Below are 20,884 nucleotides of genomic sequence, written 5' to 3' on the forward strand. Positions count from 1 at the left end.
ATTATGTATTTATAATTTTTATAACTCTATTCTTTCAAATTCGTATAGTTATCTACTAAAAATTATTTTTTTACACTGTTTAATATATTCATAATTCATACATTTCTAGTTTTTTTTCTTTTTTCATAAAAAATATAGACAAAAAAACTCCTTAATGTTAACATATATTTGCAAAGATTAATTTAATATATCTTTAAAGGTTATATTGAGTTATCTTATTGGCTGTATTTTGCTTAAACTAAGTTAACGAATAGCAGCTTGCACATTAAAGATTACGGAGGTATAGAATGAATATCAAAGAAAAAAAGGCGTTTAAGTTAGGTGTAGTGGCGGTTGCCAGTTTAACTTTCGGCGTTGCTACTGCCGTGCCTGTCTTGAGTACCCATACAATTATGGCAGAGGCAGCAGTAATTAATGGGAACATTAACGAGAAAACAGATTTCTCAACTGATTTCCCAACCATTGCTAGTTTTGGTTCACACACTGGTAACTTCACAGTGCAAAACTCATCATTAGCAGAGTTCCAATTAATTTTGAAAGGGAACAAAACAGCAAAAATTCAAGTTCCTTCTCAATTAGCAGGTTTAGTAAGTGCAACAGGTGATGCAGGAGTTACAGTACAAATGGGGCTGGATTTGTCTGAAAATATCCCGTTAATCGACCAATTCTTGAATACAACTGATGAAAAATTAAGAGCCCTTATGCAATTAATTGACGATCAAAGTATTCTTGGTTGGAGTGTAAATGCTGAAGAAGTTTACAATGCAATGGACGCAATTGGTCAATTACGTAACCTTGATGTTGCTGCAACATCATCAGCTATTGGTGTTTCTCAAGATGGCAGAGTATTATCTGCACAATTTGATGATGCAACAGTTCGCTTTATTGCAAACAAAATCAATGATCTTGTTACTGCATTACAAAATGCAATTAATGCATTCCAAGTGAACAATCCTAGTTTCCCAATTATGACAATTATTATTAACACTATCTTTGAACCAATTAAGAAACTTGCAAATGGTGTGTTAGGTTTATTACCTACTGGTGCTAACGCAGTTGCTGATTTCGTTAAATTGATTGGTGATGCAGCAGTCTTGAAATCATCAAGCGTAACTTTCCCAGTTGCAATGAATACTGATGAAAATTGGTTTAAAACAAACGCTCCTAATGGTTTAACTGTTGATTTCACTGGTGCTGTTGACGAACCAGAAATTATTTCATTTGATATCTTTGAAAAACAAGGCAATAACACTGTGCCAATTACTTTCGCTGATATTGTTGCTCCAAATGCACCAATCGTTGGCACTGTTACTGGTACTGAAAAAGCTGGCTATTCATTTGACGTAACTGCTGAATCTGGTTCAATCGTTACAGTTACTGATAAAGATAATAAAACTGTTGCAACTTCAAGCGCTGTTCCTGGAACTGTTGACGGTAAAACAACTGGTCGCGTTTCATTCAAAGACTTAAAAGTTGATGCAGGTAGTGTATTAACAGTAAAAGCAACAGATAAAGCTGGTAACATCAGCGATGCTGCTACAGCAACAATGCCTGGTACTAAAATTACTAAAGTACCATTATACCGTGCTTACAACCCTAACTCTGGTGAACATTTATACACCATAGATAAAGGCGAGTTTGATGGCGTAATCGCTGCTGGATGGAACGATGAAGGCATTGCTTGGGTATCTCCTTCTCAAGGTGATACAGTTTACCGTGCTTACAACCCTAACTCTGGCGAACATTTCTATACGAAAGACGCTACTGAATTTGCAGGAGTTGTTGCTGCAGGTTGGAACGATGAAGGAATCGGCTTCTACTCTAGTACAGAAAAAGATGCTAAATACTCTATCTACCGTGTATTCAATCCAAATGCTACCGGACCAGGTTCTCACCATTATACAAAATCTGAATCTGAAAAGAATGGTCTTGTCCGTGAAGGCTGGGCTGATGAAGCTGTTGGTTTCTACGGTATCGCAGAATAATAAACGCTTTAACAACCTTTGTATTCATTAGAATTCTAAAAAACACTTCAACGCTCTTTGTTGAAGTGTTTTTTTGTCCTTTAATTTTATTGTTTTAATCATTTTCTCTTCTACTATTTCATTCCTATCTTCCTGCAACATAATAATTAGACGAAAAAATACATCATGTAATAAAAATATTAATTAATTAAATATAAAAATATATGAACAAAGATTGATAAACGTTCAATCACGTCATTTAGCATTGATGGTAAAATATTTTTACGTTATCCATTAGAGAAATATTAATTAATTCTTATACTCCGGTATTATTCACTGATATGGTTTGCCAATTTTATTCTTTCCATATAGCATATAGAAGCCCCAAAAAAATCTCATTCTAATAAAAAAATGTTTATTTTGAATCCCAATAACCAATAACGATGGTTATTGAAACCAAAAATCAATACTAATCATTTATAATAAATGCTAAAATACAGTATAATCTAATAATAAAGTTACAAAACTCGACTATTATGGTTGATTGTACTTACGAAAGGAAATTTTTTATGAATATTTTATTACTTACAAAAAGCGTGTCGTTTGAACAATCTTTCTCCCAGCAGCTTAATTTCATGGGCCATGAAGTTTTTAGTAGTAACCAATTGTTAAAAAGTCTAGAAGAAAGTTGGCCAGTCAAAAGTATTTTTGATTACTTTGATGCGATTATTTTTAGCGAAACAGTCTCAAATGAAGAGGTCCGTAGTATTCTATCGGAGCAGAAAGAAATATTTAAGGATGCACTAGTTTTTAGAAAGACAAGTCAAACCCTGAACGACGAAGAGCAACAGTTGTGGAAACACATTGGTATTTTTGGCTTTATTTCTAAGGATACCTCATTTGAAACGATTCGTGATTTATTATTTTTAAAAGAAAAAAACAATTTAATAATGGGTTCTTTTCAACAAGAATCGTCAGCAACATTACAAGATGATGACCCAAATAAATTTCTAGAATTTACTTATACGAGTTTGTCTTCGCAAGAGCGAACGGTCTTCAATATTTTATGGCAATCAAAAGATGAATACGTGACTCGGGAAGAACTTGCTCAAAGTATTTGGGGTGGTGAGTTAACAAAATCTAAGGAAAGTCGGTTATCAGGAATCATTAAAAACGTAAATAAAAAATTGGTTGAAGCTGGATTTTTTGAATATCAAATCACTACTTCTTGGGGTAAAGGGTACAAATTAGGCAATTCTTATCGCTAATTTTTTATGCAACCTTCCAAAAAAAACTGCTGACTCGCTATTTTAAACGAGTCAGCAGTTTTTTGGCTAAAACATGAATTCATTTTCCCAATCAAAATCGCCTGAGCTTTCATAATTTTCTGGCCAGTGAGCACTCCATTCTGGGACACCAGGCTGCTCCACTTTATCGGCACTTGGCGTATAAGGCTTTAAATCTAAAAACTGGCGTACCATCAAACGCATCAATATAGGGCACGATAATCCGTCCAGTTGTTTCATCGATAGATAAAATATCGACAACCGTCATCGCAATCGGATTCGGACGAACTGGTGAACGTGTAGCAAAAATCCCCATCGTATCTGGTGCATTCTTATATGGTTTAGGAACTTCTAACATGCTACGCGCCTCGTCAGAGTCCATCTGATTGGGCCACCAAAGTACCACCAAATGACTAAAGCCGTTTAATCCACTTAATCCTGCTACATATTCTGCCGACAATTGAATGGCTATCTCTTCTTGATCGTTAACCACCTGACCAATTGATTTTACTGAAAAATTCTTCATTCAAATTCCCCCTTCTTATTAATTTCAGTTTAGGGTCTGACACCATGTGAGGGTCAATAATAAATCCAACAATTTTAATTGCTGGATTTTTCTTGAATCGGTATTTGAATTTCAATTAAATAATTGTCGGGGTTTTCTTCATTCCAAGGACCGCGATGAACGATTTGACGGCTATGATTTCCCATTTGATATTGTTGATGCTCCGTCAGCCAACCGGCAAAAGCCAAATAAAGATCATTTATTTTTTCGAAAGAACCATACACCATTGAGGAAGCCATTAAAGGGACTGCTTTTATTTGGTGACAACTAAACGGTGAGGGGCATGCGATTAGTTGATCAGTAACGAGACAAATTTCCATATCAACATCTTGATTTTTATATTCCGGGTCATGATAAATCGTTAACGATTCCTCACCGCTAGACAATGAAATTTTTTGTTCTTCGATAAACATACCCAATTCTTTCCAGAGTAACCCTTCCTGAAAATAATCTTTGACTATTTTCCTTAAAGACAAGACTTGATAGCTAGGAACAGATCTAATTGTAATATTGGAATGAAGCTCGATTTTTTCTTTCACTAAGTCTTGTTTGGCGATGGCTAGTTTAGTTAGTCGTTTTTGCTCTAGTGATAGTTGTTTTTCAAGCATTAGTTGTTTTTGATCGAGAAGTTTAGCAATATTTTCCGGCTGCCATTTTTTTACGGCTGTACTAATTTCTTTTACATTAAACCCTAAATCCCGCAAAAATATAATTTGATTCAGCATAGGAATTTGCTCAGTAGCATATAAGCGATAGTTATTTATTGAATCAATTGCGGCAGGTTTTAATAATCCAACCTCATCATAGTAACGTAACATTCGAATCGATACGTGCGTTAATTTGGAGAACTCACCAATTCTAAACAACGTTATCCCTCCTTCGCTTATTATTTCCTTTAAATTTTATCAAAAGGCAGTTAAAACTACCAATCAGATTTTTTAATATAATCAGCTGATAGTGTTAAAATGAAGGAAAAACTAGGAGACTTTCAGATGAACAGGCCCTTATCAAAAAGAGAATTAGCGACACTACTAATTATTCCACTAGAGTTATTAATTGGCTGGTTACTTAGTTTAACCGACTTGATCAAACTACCAGTAGCTGGTCCACTTTTAGTTTTTGGTATATTCTTTTTAGGCTTTTTAGCCGCGATTTTATTGAATCGGACGTTTTTGAAAAACAGCTGGCAGCAATACAAAGAAAAACTATTCAGGAATTTTATGTTGAGTGTCTTGTTTGCAGTTATTTTTGGTGTGATTCAGCAAGTCGGTCGAGGACTAGTGCAGCCAGCAAGTATCCATGGCAACTTACTCACCATGACTATTTTGCCGACTTTGATTGGTGCATTAATCCCTATGATGGCACCTTTTACTGAAGAATTGGTCTTTCGCCACATCTTGTTTTTCAAATGGACAACTTCAAAAACTATGACGATTCTCATGCTGTTTGTGTCTTCCATTTTATTTGGACTAGCGCACTTTAACAACTTTCAAGGTCAGCTTATTTATACTTTACCTTTAATGGCTGGCGGGTTCTTGTTTGCCCTTTTCTACTATTGGAAGAAAAATATTTGGTTTAGTTTGATGGCGCATTTTATTTACAATGCAGCATTTTCATTTATACCAGCCGTTGTTATTTTATTTTTCCAACTTTTTACTAACTAAATAATGATTAAGATCAGCTGGAACAATCAACAACACTTGATTATTCCAGCTGATCTATTTTTATCTCAATTCGTATAAAAAAATAATTCCTCAGGAAATGCCTGTCTTTCTACTTCAGTCAAGTTTCTTTCCACAATGACAACATCTAAATTCTGATAATCGACATAAGAATATAATCCAGTATTCTCTAGTTTTGCTGAATCTGCTAAAACGATATTTTTTTTGCTTTGCTCCACCATTATTTTTTTGATTTCCAATTCTTGATAAGAACGAATGGTTGGACCTGTCGCTGAGAATCCATCACAGCCAAGAAAAGCAACATCTAAATTCATTTCTTTAATAGCTTGAATTGCCCAATCTCCTACATACGAATTGCTTTTCTTTCGATACAATCCGCCTGTTAGTAAAATTTGATTGTCAGAATTAGCTAGTACTTGACTGATTTGAAGTGAGTTAGTAACGATTGTCAAATCATCTCGCATCACTAATAATTTAGCCAGCTGTAACACAGTGGTGCTGGTATCTAGTAATATTGCCGCATTCTCTGGAATAAAATTTAAAGCCATTTCTGCGACTTTAATTTTTTCTGGTAGTTGGGTATTTTCTTTAACAGAAAATTCATTTTCAAAAAAAGTATTGGCCTTTGTTACTAAACCGTGCTTCTTCTCAATTAAATTTTTTTCATCTAAAAAACTAACATCTTTACGAATGGTCTCCGTCGTTACCCCCAATTCATCTGCTAGCTGATTGATACTAATTTCTCCTTTGGTAATTACTTCATGTAAAATTTTATTTTTACGCTCTTCACTGGTTAACTTCATTTGTTTTCTCCTTGAAATCATTTTGTTTATTATAGCATATCCAACTTATAAATTGGTATTTATCGATAAAACCAAATTTTTGCTTGAGTTTTTTCTTATCAGCGTTTATAATTTGTTTAATCACAGAAAACAAACTTAAGGAGTTGGTTTTAATTGGAAAAACAAATTTATAAAATCTCACCATTCCTCGAACCAAGAATTTGGGGTGGCGATCGCATCTTAAAAAACTTCAATTATCAAACGGATTTATATCCTATTGGTGAAGTTTATAATGTGGTGGCTCTTCCTGGTGAGGCCGATTGCAAAGTTGAAGGAACAGATCTCACTTTGTCAGAGCTTTATCGAGATTATCCAGATTGGTTCAAATGCGATACTGAACAATTGCCGATTCGCGTGAATTTATTGGATCCACTGGCTGACTTATCTGTCCAGCTGCATCCTGATGATGCTTACGCATTGGTTCATGATCATTCTCGTGGCAAACCAGAAGCTTGGGTCATTTTAGATACACCAGAAGATGGAAAAATAGAATTTGGTCACCACGCTCACACTAGAGAAGAATTTAAAACTTTAGCAGATGCTCATGATTGGGGAAAATTATTAAAATATCTTCCAGCTAAAAAAGATTATTTTATTGATATTCCAGCTGGGACATTACACGCTATTGGTCGAGATGTACTAACTTACAATATTTCCCGCAATGCTGATTTAACTTATCGTTTATTTGATTATGATCGGATTGATCCTAATACAAAAGAACATCGTGAATTACACATCGATAAAGTTGTAGACAATGTCTTAGTTCCTGATACATCAAAAGGTTTTGTTTGGTATGAACCTTATTTAAAATCTAATTGTGAAGTGACTGATTATTGGGATGAACCTGGTTTATATGGTTTAAGTCGTGTAAAAGTAAAAGATTTTGGTTTTTATGATCTAGCTCGTTTTGCTTTTATTACTGTTGTTGACGGTGAGGGAACAATTAACAATACACCAGTGATAAAAGGTGAAACAGTCTTAATTCCAGATGGTATTTCACAGTTAAAATTTACTGGTTCATTAGATATGTTTATTGCTAGTTATAAAAATTTAGCGGAAACGAGGGAATAAAAAATGGAAAGCTTTCAAATAGCTGTACAAGCAGCCAAAGAATTAAGCGAAACTTTAAGTAAGGTTGATAAAACTGAAGTTACTAAACTAGTGCAAGCCATTCGCCACAGTAAGCGTATCTTTTTAACTGGAGCAGGTCGTTCTCGCTTGATGTTACAAGCCTTTGCTATGCGTTTAATGCATATCGGATTTCAAGTTTATATTGTTGGCGAAGTTACTACACCCGCCTTTTTAGCAGGAGATTTATTAATCGCAGCAAGTGCTTCCGGCGAAACCAAATCTATTTTACAGACAGCACAAAAAGCCAAAGAATATCAAGGGCAGGTTGCTGTCTTCTCGATTTTCCCTGAATCTAGTTTGGGGGAAACAGCTGATATATTAGTAAAAATTCCAGCATATACTGATAAATTACCATCTTCGGCAGAAAACAAAATGGGTATTTTACCTGGTGGCAGTATGTTTGAAGAAGCCGTTTTGCTTTTAGGAGATGCCCTCATTGTTGAACTTGCTAGCGAGCAGCAGGTCGACACTTCAAAAGCTTTTGCCAATCATGCCAATTTAGAATAGGAGAAAAAAATGAAATTACAACTTGCGATTGATGAATTGAACCTAAACGAAGCCTTGGAACAACTAGAATCGTTAGCCCCGTATATTGATATTGTTGAGGTAGGTACGCCCTTCTTAATTGATGCAGGTCGTGAAGCCGTTCGTCAAATCAAACAAAAATTTCCTCAACTAGAAGTTTTATGTGATGCAAAAATTATGGATGCCGGCGCCTATGAAGCCGAACTCGCTTATGATGCCGGGGCTGAATATGTCACTGTGCTAGGCATCACTGATGATTTAACTATCCAGGGTTGTGTGGATCAAGCTAAGAAACAAAAGCGGAAAGTCATGGTAGATATGATTTGCGTCACTGGTTTTGCCAAACGAATTCCAACATTAGAAAAAATCGGCGTCGATATCATTGCCGTTCACACCGGTGCAGATCAACAACACGCTGGTCGAACACCATTAGAAGATTTAATCGAAATGAAAAAATATACTAAACATACAAAAATTGCTGTCGCTGGTGGAATTAATAGTCAAACCATTGCTGAATATGTTGCTTTAAAACCAGACATCGTCATTGTCGGCAGTGGCATCTTAAATGCAGAAGACCCTGTCAAAGAAGCAAAGTTAATTAAAACTGCTTTAAAATAAAAAAAGGCTGTCCATCTGAAAAATAGATGAGACAGCTTCTTTTTTACTATAAATTAATCGCCTCGCCACCAGTTACACCGTAAATCTGAGCGGTGACATAGCTGGCTTTATTGGAAGCTAAAAACACATATACGGGAGCCAGCTCAACTGGTTGTCCTGCGCGTTCTAATAAACTAGATTGACCGAACTCAGGCAAGGCGCCTGCTGGTTGTCCTTGATCTAATTGTAATGGTGTCCAAATTGGACCGGGAGCAACGCCATTCACGCGAATTCCTTTAGGTGCCAATTGTTTGGCTAAACCAACCGTAAAATTAGCAATCGCACCTTTAGTTGAAGCATAATCCAATAGGTTTTCACTAGGATTAAAAGCTTGAACAGAAGTCGTTGTCACAATTGCACCACCCGCTGGAATATAGGCTTCCACCGCTTTAACAATCGCAAACATCGCAATAATATTAACTTGATAAGTATCTTTGACCTGTTGCATTGGTAGGTCTTTTATTTCCATCCGAGAAATTTGTTGTCCAGCGTTTAGGACTAAAGTATCTAGTCCGCCTAGCTCATTAACAGCTTGACTGACGATTTCTTCTGGCGCTTGCTCATTTCTTAAGTCTGCAGGTAATAAAACTATTTTACGACCGGCAGCTTCAACATATTGTGCTACTTCTGCAGCATCTTTTTCTTCACCTGGTAAAAATTGTAAAGCAATATCGGCACCTTCTCTTGCAAAAAGCAATTGCTGCTGCCCTGCCGATACCAGAATCTCCACCAGTAATTGATACCCGTCGATTTTCTAATTCATGATTGCCTTGATAGCTTTCTTCACCACAATCTGGTTTTGGTTGCATCTTTTCACCTAAAGCGGGGGTATCTTGTTCTTGATTGGTAAATTTATCAGTATAATATCGTTTTCTTGGATCAATTAAATTTGGTTCAGTCATTTGGTAAACTCCTTTGGTTTTCTAAATATTGAAAAGCTGTTTCTTCAGCGTATTTTTTATAGTATTTTTGCGTAAAGCAATCGAAATCTTGGTCCCATGGTTTTACATGTCCAGAATAATGAATGATGGATGGATGCTTTCTTGTTTCTTCATATTCCCGCTCACCTTGCGCCAACGGATGGACCACGTCTTGATTCATAATATAACCTTGGGCGTTCCATCTAGGATGTAAGATTAACCATTGATCATGTAAGATAGCATTTAAAGCATCTTGATCGTGGAACCGTAATTTTTCAGGGTTTTCACTAATAAAATTCAAAACTTTACTAGTCACCTCGTTTTTCAACCATTGTTTGATATTAATAAACATAAAGCCAGAATTAAAATAACGATCTGATAAAGTTGGAATTTGCATTTTTGCCAAACGATTATGAAATCCAGCATCTTCTACTGCCGCTAAAATCGTATCATCTAGTTTTAGCTGCCATAATTTCGTAATATCATCTAAAACGATCATGTCACAATCTAGATATAGGATACGGTCGATGCCCGTCCCACGAAATAATTCGGGAATAGCAATCCGGTAATAGGCTGTTTTCGGTATTCGCTCACTCACAACTACGTTTTCGAAAAACTTAGGATCAATTTTCATGAAATCCACAGTTGCATGGTTGCAATAATTTTTTACAGATAGTCGTAGCAACTGACGATTGTTAAAATCAAGTTCATCATCAATCACGTAAAAATGAAAAAAATCCTTCGATGACTGAACTTGGTCTAAAATTGAAACAAATAATGCCGCTAAGTGAGGGGCAAAATCTGAATTAGTACTAGCTACAATAACTCGCTCATGCTTATCCATTTACCTTTCCTACTTTCTTCATCCGGTTGTCAGCCAACTGGGTTAAATATTGTTGCGTGTATGGATGACCAACCAGGGTATTCCATGGCTTATCGTGTCCAGTAAAGTGAACAATGGCCGGCTGCAGGTGACATTCTTGATACCAAGTTTGATAATGGCTATCAGGGGCAGGAAATTTGTTAAAAATTAAAGCTGTTTGGGCATTCCATCTAGGATGGAGCGGTTGCCATTTGCCGTGTAAAACAGCATTCAGTGCATCTTGATCATGATAGACAATCCGATCATTAAAAATTGTTAAAAAATCAATGGTCTTTTCGGTAATCGCCTGAGCATTCCATTGGATAACATCAATCAATAAAACACCCGAATTAAAATAGTACCCATCGACATCGCCGATTAAACGTTTTAAACCGTTTACTTCACCTACATCAATTACTGCACCGACGATATTACCATTTAAGGGCTGATCATATAATTCAGCGACATCTGCCAAACATAATACATCTGCATCTAAATATAAAATTTTATCGTATGGTCCTCCGGCTAAAAGTTTCGGTAACGAAATGCGTAAATATGCTGTTGTTGTAATGTGATCACTAACTAAAAAGTCTTGATAAATATTTCGATCAATCGTTAAAAATTGAATGGTTGCGTGGTTTGTCTTACGGCTAATCACCGTTTCAAAATGACGCTTACTTGTTTTAGAAAGTCCATCGTCGATAACATAAAAACAAAGCGGACGGTTTTCTGGATTATTTTCAACAACTGAAGTAAGCATGACACTAAGGTATGGCGCATAATTTTCATCAGCTGCAGTGACTATCGGAATAACACTATTTTGATTTTCCATTTCAACCTCTCCTTTCATTTCAATGAACTTTTCACATTTAACTAGCTCATATGCCTCACCCTAGTCTCGTTACGAAAACTTTACAAAAATTGTTTACTTTCATTTTTTTATATGATTGAAAAAAATGATTTCTATCGAGAAATAATCCTTATTTAATAAGGATAAAATCAACTTTTAGGAGCTATTTATCAAAAAAAGTAAATTTTTTTGTAAAAATGATTCTATTCAATTATTACTAAAAACCTTCATAGAGATGTTAAAATAATTGATGAGGTGATTGTTATGTCATACACACTTGATTTGGAAGAAAAAATTGCCGTATTACCATTTTTCTTGAAACATTACCCTGCTAAAAACCGATCCTTTCTATTAGAAGCGCAAAAAATAATTCAGCAGCAGATCCAAGCAAAAATTTGGCTACAGCAAAAAAAACCTGTCTTAAAACAAGAAAAATTGGTACCTATATTCTCTTTACAGCCTGAAATAGCAGCCTTGAATAATTTAGTTAACGAAAACATCCCTGCACTTAAAAATTATTTGCTCCACGCAGAAGATTATTTTTTGACTCTCGGTGTTCTGCCTTGTTTAAAACAATTAGGATGGCCAGCTATTAGCCAAGCCGCTTATCTGACAACAAACCAAGAAAATCCCAGTTTGTTAGTTGGTTCAGAAACTTTTTTATCCATGTGGAATGCCTGGAATACGCAACAGCAAACGAAAAATGCTCGAAACAAACTAACGGTCTTACTAAAATGCTTAGACTTTCCCCCAGAGTTAACGCAGGAATCTTCGGTCATTCAGCATTTACTAAGTCATTTTAGTTCTGAATTGGCACCAGATAATCCTTTTTGGCATAGTTTAGCATCGGAAGTCCAGATTGCATTTCCTGCACCTCTGACATTGACTGATTCGTTAGGAAAACAAATCCATCAATTACGCTATCTCATTTCATTACAACAAACTGAATTTATTCGCCGACAAAAATTTGGTTTTAGTGATCAAACCAAGTTGGCCTATTTTTTAAGAAATCGAAACTTCTCACTTTCAGACTCTGATCGTTTGCATCAAAAAAAGGCTCACGCCGGTTTAGGAGCCTATCCTAGCGGGTATGATGGAGGGAATTTTAAGTTGTTAATCGCTTTTCATAGTGAATTTATTATCAACCGTGCTGGAAAATTTCAAAATATTTTAGATCTCGATAATTTAAATGGTGTAGTCAACGGAGCTAGTTTCAATTATGCTAATAAAAACGATAGGACTCATACTAGATTAGACGTAAAATTTGGCAAGAGTGATCCGCAATTTCGCAGAAAAATTTTAAAAAAGAATCAATACAAAGCACCTACAAAAACCAGTGGGAATTTTTCTTATACTAATAAAACAGGTGCTTACGCCATCAATGGCCGTTCCTCCAAAGAAAATAGCCAGCTATTAAAAGAACATTTCAAAAAATTTATGAGGTGATATGATGATTATCAGAAAATATCAAACCAATGATTTAGACGAGCTTTTTGCTTTAATGACCCGTGAAGGACCGGAATGGACCTACAATACGCCAGAAAACCAACAAAAATACGCCCACGCTTTAGACCGGTCAATATCTTTTGTCTTAACAGATCAACAAAAAATTTACGGCTATATTCGTGGACGTAATGATGATGGATTTGGTTTATATATTTTAGATTTGTTAGTTGATCCAGCTTATCGCGGTAATAGCTACGGTCAACAATTAATCGAACATTTCCAGCAAGAATTTCCAGAAGAATCTTTGTATGTGACTAGTGATGCCGATCCTTATTATTTAAAGTTAGGCTTTAAAATTGTCGGCTCTGTTTTAGAAAAGTAAATACTCTTCCACCTTACTGATTAGTTGCGGCCAACTGCTTTTTAAGATTTCCGTTGCTATTTCAGTCGGGATTTTTTTGTTTTCTTTAACCGCTAAGATTTGCTGCTCCAAGGCTGCACCTAAGGCTTGATAAAATTGCGGTAAATCTTCAGCTACTGGTTCATCCTGATTGTGCATCCGAGGTAACGGTACATAACTAATAATCCCGCTATCATTCACTGTTTTACCTAATTGTTCCTGCAAAGCCGGAATCTCTGTCACAACTACCCGCAAGTCGCAAGCCAGTGCTTCAATCGCTACTAAGCCCAAACCTTCAAAAAAAGAAGGTAAGACAAAAATATCGCCTTTACGAAATTCGTCAGCCAATAACTTTTGGTTGGCGACATTATATAAATGCAACTGTGGATTTCCGATATAAGGTGCTAAATGCTCCTGCGCATCTTCAGCCGCATGACCAATTAAATGCAAATGAACTTCGGAATGCTGTTGACTGATTTTTTCAAAGGCTTGTGCCAAAGCAAAGGTGCCTTTTGCTGCGGAAATTTTACCAGCATATATTAAATCAATGGTTTCTTTATGTGTCTTTTCTACTGGATAGAAAATTTCTGGATCAAATCCGCCACCTAGTACGGTAATTTTTTCTTTTGGTATCTGATAAACCGTTTGAATATCTTGAATTTGCAGATGACTCAGTGCAAAGACACGGTCCAATTGATCTAAATTAGTGACGTACCTTTCTAACAAATGGGGATGTTGGCGCGCTTGGCGAATGTCGGTTCCATGACAAAAAGCAAAAATTGGTAATTCAGGAAATTCTGCTCGTGCCAACGATGTTAAAAACCATAAATGATGACAAAAAATCACATCAGGTTGAAATTCAGCAACAGCTTGTTTGACAATTTTTCGAAAAGACTTTTGCCAAGCAGCAATCATCTCTTCTGTCATCTCTCCATAAATCGTACTTTCATACGGCATGATATCGCTCATTCCAGGTAATGAAAAAGCCAGATCTTGATTAGGGAATTTGACTGTATATTGTTTCTCTTGTGGAATTAAATCATAGCTAAAATCACCAAAAGTGCCATATACACAAGCTTGATCATATTTTTTTAACCCTTTAATTAAATTGGAAAAGTAAACACCGCTCCCAGTTTTAGCCGGCAATTGTGCTTGTACATGTAATATTTTCATTTATTTACTCCTGTCTGTTGCTATTTTTTGACTTTGATAATTCACACACACTCTTTGTCCGATAGAAAAATAGCTGCCATTATTTAAAGTAGTGACTATTAATTTATTTCCTTGAACCAGGACCTCGTAATCAATGGTTGCTCCTTGAAAACGCTGCTGAATAATTTCTCCTTCACCTTCTTTGTCAGCTACTAATTGGATCTGTTCAGGGCGCACATATTGCTGCTGACTCAATAAGTTATTTTCTCCAATAAAGGTCAGGGCAAAGGGATTTTGTGGATGATTATATAATTCTTCTCCCGCCGCAATTTGTTGAATTTCTCCTTGATTCATCAATAATATTTGATCAGCAATAGCAAAAGCTTCTTGTTGATCATGAGTGACAAACACCATTGTCATGCCCAATTCCTTTTGTAATCGACGAATCTCTGCCCGTAAAGATATCCGTAATTTTTCATCCAAATTAGATAGAGGTTCATCTAGTAATAATAGTTTTGGTTCAACAATTAAGCTACGACCCAACGCTACCCGTTGTTGCTGTCCACCACTTAAATCTTGAATTTTACTTTCAGCATAATCACTTAAGCGTAGCAATGCCAACATTTCTTCAGCTTTTTTTCGAGCCTCTCCTTTTTTTATTTTTTTGAATTTTAGTCCATACATTAAATTTTCAAGTACATTTAGATGAGGAAACAGACTATAAGACTGAAAAACCGTTGTAATGTCCCGCTCTTCTGGTGAAACTTCAGTAATATCTTCTTCCGCTAATAAAATCTTCCCACTATTTACTTTTTCAAAGCCATTTAAACAACTAAGTAAAGTACTTTTCCCACAACCACTGGGACCTAACACTACCAGCATCTCCCCTTGTGGCAAGGTAAAAGATATATCTTTTAGAATCTTAGTATCACCATAAGATTTATTTAGCTGTTGTACGGAAAGAAACATGCCGTTTCCTCCTTCCATTTAAATTAAAAATAAGAGCTATCAAACCTGCTACCACTAAACAAATAATGATAATCAGGCATGCAATCACTGATGCCACACCATAAAGTCCTCTTTGCACCACATCAAACATCACCAAAGTTAACACTTTTTGTCCCGGTCGAATCAAGAAAATAATCGACCCGATCGTTGTCATAGTGGCAATAAATCCATTGATAAAGGTCAAGGCAAACCCTTGTTTAGTCATTGGAAAAAAGACATCTTTCCATTCATTTAACGTATGTCCGCCTAAATCATGAACTGTTTTATAATAAGTCGGATCAACTTGGCTAACACTAGCGCTAGCAGCTTTTGTAGCAAAAGCCAATTGTTTAAAAATCACATTAATAATGACAATCATACTGGAACCCGTCCATGAAAAAGGTTCTCCGGAAAAAGCATAAAGATAACCTAATCCAAAAAAAGTACCCGGCAATAAATAAGGCAAGGTCCCGATCATTTCGATCCCTTTCATCAGTTTACTATGGCGGACCTGACTATAATAAATAATCAAAAAACTCAGTAGACTGCCAATAAAACCCGCCAACAGGGAATACACAATCGTCCGAATAATTGTGTCACTAATATAGACGCGTGTATCTAAAATCGGCTGTAAAGACCAATAAAAGTTTCCCATTCGTTTTACCGTTACGGCATTCACCACAATCGTTACATACTGCAAAATGAGCAATAAATAAAATACACCTGAAACCAAACTACTACCATAAAAAAACAACCCTTTGCGCGGCAAAGCCAAACTGCCTTGTTCTTGACCATGGCTTTGACTTGCCACATTCTTTTCAAAATGATTATAAATAAAAAAGACAATTAATGCTGGCAGACACAATGTTAAGTTAATCAGCGCCGCTTTATGAATATCTCCTTGGCTAATGACGGCAAAATATCCTTCACTTGCCAACACTCGAAAACCGCCACCGATAATTGTCGGTGTCTGAAAATCCGCCAAACTGCGAATAAAACTAATTAGTGCCACTACAATAATTCCCGGTCGCAACAAAGGAATAATCATATCCTTCACCACTGCATCTGATTTTGCTCCTAACGAACGGACACTTTTAATCATCGAAGTATCGATATTTTTTAACATCCCAATCAAAACTAAGGCATTCAATGAAGCAAAACTAATTGTCTGCATCATAATAATCCCTTGAGGACCGTAAGGATTATAGCTTAATTGCAGCAAGTCATGGGTAATAAATCCCCGTCGGCCAAATAAAGTAATATAAGCCAAAGAAGTCACAAAAGGCGGGGAAACCATCGTTGCCAACAAACCGATGCGAAAAATCTTTTGCATTTTCTCACTCAGAAATAAAAAGCAAATCGTCAAGCTTAGCACAAAAAATAATGACGCTACTGTCGTTAAAGTTGCCACAAACAAAGAGTTTTTTAACAACATCATATTTTCGCTTAAATATTCAGTAATTCCAAAAGAGCCACTCGTAAAAGCTTCAGCAAAAATTTTTATGTAAGGATATAAAATAAATAAAAGGACACCCGCGACAATCAATAGATAAATGATCTCTTCACTGATGCGGTTAATCATTTTATTCAACTTCATCTGGCATCCCTCCTAGTATAGTATGTAAATAGTCTGTGACATCATTCAATCATGCCACAGACTATTTTTAATTATTTATTTGCAGCCATTTCAGCCCATTGGTTTAAGATAGCTTCTCGATCAGAACCAAAAGTAGTCAAATCTTCATCGATTAAATCCTTAGATTCCAATCCTAAATCATAGCCATCAACCCCTGGCATAATAATTTGGTCGGTATCTTTACCATCTAGTTCAGCCAATTCTTTCATATTTTCTGGTTGCAACATGAAATCAATAAAGGCTTCAGCCATGTCTTTTCCAGGGGCATCTTTGAAGACTGCTACACCTTCTGGGACCCAAGGAATACCATCTGATGGATAAACTACTGAAAGATCATTTTCTTCTGCCGCATCAAAGGCAGATTTATCAACTGGAATTAAACCAATCCCAAATTCACCAGCAGTAACTTTTTCTTGTGGATCTTTACCCCGCTGACCATAATAAGGAATATTTTCATTGACACTTTCCCAATATTGCCAGCCAGCATCATTACCATCTTTATCTAAGATACCTTTAACAATCGCATACATTGTTCCTGAAACAGCTGGATCACTCATAATGATTTCATCTTTATATTTTTCATCGGCTAAATCTGCCCAAGTTTCTGGTGCCGCTAAGTCTTTTTCTTCCAACACATCATTATTGATCAATAATCCACCCACAGTTAAGCCTTTAGACAACCAATAATCTTCTGGATCACGGTATTTTTCATCGATTGATTCAACAGCATCCGATTGATATTGTTCCAACAAACCATCTGTCTTCGCTTGCATGAAAGCATCTAAACCGCCTCCAAACCACAAATCAGCCATTGGTTCACTACTTTGATCCGCTTGTATTCGTGATAACACTTCGCCACTAGACATCGATAAAAATTCTACTTTGGCTCCAGTTTCGTCTGAAAACTTATCAAACAATTCTTTGTAAGCATCAGAAGTTGTTACAACATTTAGCGTTTGACCTTCAAATTGTTTTTCACTTTTGGCAGTTGATGAGCCGGTTGTATCTGTACCACTAGAATCATCACTAGCGCCACAAGCTGATAAAGCAAACAAACTAAATAATACGGTAACTAACACACTTAATTTCTTCAAATTTTTTCCTCCTTTAAATTTAGCAAAAATGCACGTAAGCGCTCTTATTTGCATTTTTATGAACAAATAAATTATAACGTACTTCAGTTTCTTAAACAATCGTAAAAAATAACGGTTTCAAAAGATAATAAGCAAAATCTCTTAGTAATAAAATGAGAAATGTTATACTGATTGTCAGTTACTCAAAAGAAAGTTAGGAAAAATAATGAAAATAACACTACTATCCGCCTCAATTACCGGTAGTAAAAGCCGGTTAGCCTTAGAAGATGCTAAAAAATATTTACTCAAACACGCTCCCGCTGCTGAAATTACTTTGCTGGATTTAAAAGAAATGACGATTCTCTTTGCCGATGGTCGTAATTATGTTGACTATCCTGCAAATACGGGGATTTTAACAAAAAATTTAATGGATGCAGATATTATCGTAATTGCTACACCAACATTTCAAGCTTCAATTCCTGGTACTTTGAAGAATGTTTTCGACTTATTACCACAACAAGCTTTCTTTCATAAAATTGTTAGTCTAATTATCAGTGCCGGCTCACCAAAACATTTTTTAATGGCTGAAAATCAATTAAAACCGATTTTACACTATATGAAGGCTAATACATTACCAAATTATTTATTTATTGAACAACAAGATTTTGCTAATGGAACCATCATCAATTCTGAGGTTCATCGTCGTTTAAATAACTTGATGGAAGAAACAATTGTCCTATTCGATGCTTACCAGACGATCTGGCAAAAACAAAAAAATTAACATAAAATTGAGCTTGCATTCGCTGCAAGTCTTTTTTTTCATTCTAAATGACAAATAACACAGAATTATTTAATTTTTTATTCATTTTTTGATATTCATTTCCACATTTTTCTGATAAAATGCTATTCAATAGCTCATTTTTTGAGGGGGAGAAATGATGGATGCAAGTTTAGATATAAGAACTGGTGTTAAAGAGACGATGCCTACGGTTTTTGGATACATCGGGATTGCTCTTGCTTTTGGGATTGTTGGTAAAGCAGCTGGACTCAGTCCGCTAATCGTCTTATTGATGTCGATGTTTATTTATTCAGGGACTGCTCAATTTGTTGTGGTTAGTATGTTCATTAGTCATAGTCCATTGCTATCGATTGTATTATCCACACTGTTAATTAGTTCTCGAATGATCTTAATTAGCGTAACTGTCGCTCCATATTTTAAAAATGACAGCCTGTGGAAAAACATTTTATTAGGAACTTTTTTAACTGATGAGAGTTTTGCACTAGGGATGAATAAATTAAATTTCACCAATCATACTTTGAGTTTTCAGTGGTTAAATACAGCTAATGTCATTTCATTTTTAACTTGGTGTTTTTGGAGTTTTGTTGGTGCCATTATGGGAAATTTTGTTGGTAATCCAGAAGCTTTGGGATTGGATTTTGCGATTGTGGGGATGTTTATTGGCTTATTGTACATGCAAGTCATTGCCGATCGCTCATTGAATCGTAAATTACAGCTAATTGTAATTGCCTTTACTTTATTTTTAACCTATATTGGCTTTATTTTTATTCCTAGTAGCTTATTGATCTTAGTAGTGACCTTAATTGGTTGCGGATTTGGGGTGGTGATTAAACGTGCCTACTTTTAGCTTTACTCTACTCACTATTTTCAGCTGTGGCATTGTCACTTGGCTTTCACGGGTATTACCTTTTATTTTGTTAAAGAAGTTTACTTTGTCTAAAGGCGTTGCCGAATACCTTAGTTTTGTGCCGATTGTCATTATGTCGTCTTTGTGGTTTAGCAGTCTATTTGTTCAAAACTTAGGCCACTTACCCACAGTCAATGTGGAAAACTTATTAGCCTCTCTCCCCACCTTAATTGGCGCCGTAATTTCTAAAAATCTACTGGTGATTGTGATCGTCGGTGTTGTTTCACTTGCAGTTATTCGTTTAGGAGGATTTTAAAAATGACGGAATTAATATTCAAACCTTATGACCCAAAAAATCTAAGCCAAATGACCGATATTTGGAATGAAGTACTGTTAGCAGGAGATGCTTTTCCTGGTGAAGAGCTCTATTATGAAATAGATTTCCACGAATTTTTGCTGGAACAAACCGCCACCACTTGTCTATTTATTGATGACAAATTAGCTGGCTATTATATCCTGCATCCCAATAATATCGGGCGGTGTAGCCATATTGCTAATGCCAGTTATTGTATAGTACCAGAGTTTCGAGGACAAAAATTAGCTGATCCTTTAGTCAAATACTCCTTAAAAGAAGCTCGTGAATTAGGCTTTGCCGGTATCCAATTTAATGCTGTTGTAGTTTCCAATCAAGCCGCCTTAAAAACTTACACCAAAAATGATTTTAAGTTGATTGGTACGATTCCCGCCGGATTTTTATTGAAAGACGGCACTTATTCAGACATCCAAATTCTTTATCATCAATTCAAATAGTTATCCACTGTGGAAAAAGGAAGTTGAGGAATTATTCAGCTTCCTTTTTCAAGTTATCCACAATCTTTCGAATCGATCGCCGACTCGGATAAAAGCTTCGTTCACCATGTGAATTTCTCCTAGTAGCTTCTAGATCAAACAACCCTAAATCGGAATAGTTTTTTAAATCCTCTGATGTTTTTCCCAATCGATCAGCCAATGTCCACATCTCATCCAAGTCTTGATTTTGTTTTTTATTATAAGCACGTGTTGTAAAAATAAGTATAAACCAATAAAAGATTTGTACGACCCAAGATATTTTTCCAATCCCTATTCGTAGCAAAATTGCACCTAAGACAAAAAGTCCGACAATCAGCCAAATGTACGTACTTTTTTTCATTTGCTTTACCTCCTGTTAAGAAAATCATAACACAAAAAAACTCTTCTGAATTTTCATTCAGAAGAGTTAAT

The 20,884-nt window shown here is 35.8% G+C and carries 22 protein-coding genes and 1 pseudogene; 12 read left to right on the forward strand and 11 right to left on the reverse strand.

Going from position 1 to position 20,884, the window contains the following annotated elements:
- The first annotated feature begins 287 nt into the window (after positions 1–287).
- Together ID741_RS03535 and ID741_RS03540 are read left to right on the forward strand one after the other, a co-directional pair.
- Positions 288–1,985 carry an adhesive domain-containing protein gene (locus ID741_RS03535; RefSeq protein WP_218327101.1) on the forward strand — a complete coding sequence of 566 codons (1,698 nt, stop codon included), beginning with the start codon at positions 288–290 and terminating at the stop codon, positions 1,983–1,985.
- A 548-nt stretch (positions 1,986–2,533) separates the two neighbouring features.
- On the forward strand, positions 2,534–3,232 hold the full coding sequence (locus tag ID741_RS03540) for a helix-turn-helix domain-containing protein (RefSeq protein ID WP_218327102.1): 699 nt from the start codon (positions 2,534–2,536) through the stop codon (positions 3,230–3,232).
- 163 nt (positions 3,233–3,395) lie between these two features.
- On the opposite strand, the gene ID741_RS03545 is transcribed toward ID741_RS03540, so the two are convergent.
- Positions 3,396–3,776, reverse strand: coding sequence for an SAM-dependent methyltransferase (locus ID741_RS03545; RefSeq protein ID WP_438719069.1), 381 nt, complete (start codon positions 3,774–3,776; stop codon positions 3,396–3,398).
- A 74-nt stretch (positions 3,777–3,850) separates the two neighbouring features.
- On the reverse strand, positions 3,851–4,681 hold the full coding sequence (locus tag ID741_RS03550; RefSeq protein ID WP_438719070.1) for a MerR family transcriptional regulator: 831 nt from the start codon (positions 4,679–4,681) through the stop codon (positions 3,851–3,853).
- Positions 4,682–4,807: 126 nt separating this feature from the next.
- Between ID741_RS03550 and ID741_RS03555 the strand changes: the two genes are divergently transcribed.
- Positions 4,808–5,479 (forward strand): lysostaphin resistance A-like protein, encoded by a 672-nt coding sequence (locus ID741_RS03555; protein ID WP_438719071.1) that lies wholly within the window; start codon positions 4,808–4,810, stop codon positions 5,477–5,479.
- A 65-nt stretch (positions 5,480–5,544) separates the two neighbouring features.
- On the opposite strand, the gene ID741_RS03560 is transcribed toward ID741_RS03555, so the two are convergent.
- Positions 5,545–6,300 carry a DeoR/GlpR family DNA-binding transcription regulator gene (locus ID741_RS03560; protein WP_438719072.1) on the reverse strand — a complete coding sequence of 252 codons (756 nt, stop codon included), beginning with the start codon at positions 6,298–6,300 and terminating at the stop codon, positions 5,545–5,547.
- Positions 6,301–6,453: 153 nt separating this feature from the next.
- On the opposite strand from ID741_RS03560, the gene ID741_RS03565 reads away from it, so the two are divergent.
- The 3 genes from ID741_RS03565 to hxlA are packed head-to-tail and all read left to right on the forward strand — an operon-like array spanning position 6,454 to position 8,613.
- The gene (locus ID741_RS03565) at positions 6,454–7,410 is read left to right on the forward strand and encodes a class I mannose-6-phosphate isomerase (RefSeq protein WP_438719073.1); all 957 of its coding nucleotides are present in this window, start codon (positions 6,454–6,456) and stop codon (positions 7,408–7,410) included.
- Positions 7,411–7,413: 3 nt separating this feature from the next.
- Positions 7,414–7,977: a 6-phospho-3-hexuloisomerase gene (gene hxlB / locus ID741_RS03570; RefSeq protein ID WP_438719074.1), complete on the forward strand. Its 564-nt coding sequence runs from the start codon at positions 7,414–7,416 to the stop codon at positions 7,975–7,977.
- 9 nt (positions 7,978–7,986) lie between these two features.
- On the forward strand, positions 7,987–8,613 hold the full coding sequence (gene hxlA / locus ID741_RS03575) for a 3-hexulose-6-phosphate synthase (RefSeq protein ID WP_438719075.1): 627 nt from the start codon (positions 7,987–7,989) through the stop codon (positions 8,611–8,613).
- Between the two features lie 46 nt (positions 8,614–8,659).
- Here the strand turns inward: hxlA and ID741_RS03580 are convergent.
- The 3 genes and pseudogenes from ID741_RS03580 to ID741_RS03590 all read right to left on the reverse strand — a co-directional run bounded on the left by ID741_RS03580 (position 8,660) and on the right by ID741_RS03590 (position 11,266).
- Positions 8,660–9,554: pseudogene (locus tag ID741_RS03580) on the reverse strand (SDR family oxidoreductase).
- Positions 9,547–10,416, reverse strand: coding sequence for a glycosyltransferase family 8 protein (locus tag ID741_RS03585; protein WP_218327110.1), 870 nt, complete (start codon positions 10,414–10,416; stop codon positions 9,547–9,549). The pseudogene ID741_RS03580 and the gene ID741_RS03585 overlap by 8 nt, the downstream one beginning before the upstream one ends.
- Positions 10,409–11,266 (reverse strand): glycosyltransferase family 8 protein, encoded by an 858-nt coding sequence (locus ID741_RS03590; RefSeq protein WP_438719076.1) that lies wholly within the window; start codon positions 11,264–11,266, stop codon positions 10,409–10,411. Before ID741_RS03590 ends, ID741_RS03585 begins: the two co-directional genes overlap by 8 nt.
- Positions 11,267–11,548: 282 nt before the next feature.
- Here ID741_RS03590 and ID741_RS03595 point away from each other — a divergent pair, with 282 nt between their 5' ends.
- Positions 11,549–12,730 (forward strand): DUF3114 domain-containing protein, encoded by a 1,182-nt coding sequence (locus ID741_RS03595; protein WP_438719077.1) that lies wholly within the window; start codon positions 11,549–11,551, stop codon positions 12,728–12,730.
- A 4-nt stretch (positions 12,731–12,734) separates the two neighbouring features.
- Positions 12,735–13,112 carry a GNAT family N-acetyltransferase gene (locus tag ID741_RS03600; RefSeq protein WP_438719078.1) on the forward strand — a complete coding sequence of 126 codons (378 nt, stop codon included), beginning with the start codon at positions 12,735–12,737 and terminating at the stop codon, positions 13,110–13,112.
- Here ID741_RS03600 and ID741_RS03605 read toward each other — a convergent pair.
- From ID741_RS03605 to ID741_RS03620, 4 genes are all read right to left on the reverse strand, one after another.
- Positions 13,101–14,303: a glycosyltransferase family 4 protein gene (locus ID741_RS03605; RefSeq protein WP_438719079.1), complete on the reverse strand. Its 1,203-nt coding sequence runs from the start codon at positions 14,301–14,303 to the stop codon at positions 13,101–13,103. The two genes, ID741_RS03600 and ID741_RS03605, sit on opposite strands and share 12 nt — an antisense overlap.
- On the reverse strand, positions 14,304–15,251 hold the full coding sequence (locus tag ID741_RS03610; RefSeq protein WP_438719080.1) for an ABC transporter ATP-binding protein: 948 nt from the start codon (positions 15,249–15,251) through the stop codon (positions 14,304–14,306).
- Positions 15,223–16,866 (reverse strand): ABC transporter permease, encoded by a 1,644-nt coding sequence (locus ID741_RS03615; RefSeq protein ID WP_438719081.1) that lies wholly within the window; start codon positions 16,864–16,866, stop codon positions 15,223–15,225. Before ID741_RS03615 ends, ID741_RS03610 begins: the two co-directional genes overlap by 29 nt.
- 71 nt (positions 16,867–16,937) lie before the next feature.
- The gene (locus ID741_RS03620) at positions 16,938–17,999 is read right to left on the reverse strand and encodes an ABC transporter substrate-binding protein (RefSeq protein ID WP_438719082.1); all 1,062 of its coding nucleotides are present in this window, start codon (positions 17,997–17,999) and stop codon (positions 16,938–16,940) included.
- A gap of 205 nt (positions 18,000–18,204) precedes the next feature.
- Here ID741_RS03620 and ID741_RS03625 point away from each other — a divergent pair, with 205 nt between their 5' ends.
- From ID741_RS03625 to ID741_RS03640, 4 genes are all read left to right on the forward strand, one after another.
- A complete protein-coding gene (locus ID741_RS03625) occupies positions 18,205–18,759 on the forward strand; it encodes an NADPH-dependent FMN reductase (protein ID WP_438719083.1) in 555 nt (184 codons plus the stop codon).
- Positions 18,760–18,916: 157 nt separating this feature from the next.
- Complete coding sequence (locus ID741_RS03630; RefSeq protein WP_438719084.1) at positions 18,917–19,624, forward strand: AzlC family ABC transporter permease; 708 nt, start codon at positions 18,917–18,919, stop codon at positions 19,622–19,624.
- A complete protein-coding gene (locus tag ID741_RS03635; protein WP_438719085.1) occupies positions 19,611–19,940 on the forward strand; it encodes an AzlD domain-containing protein in 330 nt (109 codons plus the stop codon). The genes ID741_RS03630 and ID741_RS03635 overlap by 14 nt, the downstream gene beginning before the upstream one ends.
- 2 nt (positions 19,941–19,942) lie before the next feature.
- On the forward strand, positions 19,943–20,434 hold the full coding sequence (locus ID741_RS03640; RefSeq protein WP_438719086.1) for a GNAT family N-acetyltransferase: 492 nt from the start codon (positions 19,943–19,945) through the stop codon (positions 20,432–20,434).
- 31 nt (positions 20,435–20,465) lie between these two features.
- Here ID741_RS03640 and ID741_RS03645 read toward each other — a convergent pair whose 3' ends face one another.
- A complete protein-coding gene (locus ID741_RS03645) occupies positions 20,466–20,813 on the reverse strand; it encodes a hypothetical protein (protein ID WP_218327122.1) in 348 nt (115 codons plus the stop codon).
- Positions 20,814–20,884 lie beyond the last annotated feature (71 nt).

The sequence above is a fragment of the Enterococcus sp. AZ103 genome (assembly GCF_051714685.1).
Taxonomy (GTDB): domain Bacteria; phylum Bacillota; class Bacilli; order Lactobacillales; family Enterococcaceae; genus Enterococcus_A; species Enterococcus_A alishanensis.